This window comes from Clostridium polyendosporum (assembly GCF_018332455.1).
Classification (GTDB): Bacteria; Bacillota; Clostridia; order Clostridiales; family Clostridiaceae; genus Clostridium_AY; species Clostridium_AY polyendosporum.
The window spans coordinates 1-227 of record NZ_BOPZ01000125.1 but is presented as its reverse complement, the minus strand read 5'-3'; the positions used below and the strand labels follow the sequence as shown (position 1 = coordinate 227).

The following is a 227-nucleotide window of genomic DNA, read 5'->3' as shown; positions in this document are numbered from 1 at the left end:
TAAATAAACTTATTTTTACTAAACATACCTTTTTTATGAGGGAATCTTCTATAAGCAACTACAGGAATTATTTTTCTATCTGTTATTCCTTTAAACATAGGATTAGTTGAATACCCAGCATCTAAACCTATGTATTTAGGCTTTATATCAAAAGTTTCATTAATTCTATCTATTCTTTTTAGTATTGGATCACTATCGCTTACGTTACCAGGGGTAACGTGGACGTC

At 30.0% G+C, this 227-nt stretch carries 1 protein-coding gene; it reads right to left on the bottom strand.

Features of this window, described 5'->3' with window-relative positions; all coding sequences use genetic code 11:
• Positions 1–227 (bottom strand): transposase (locus tag CPJCM30710_RS17685; protein WP_212905410.1); only part of this gene is annotated, 227 nt, incomplete at both ends.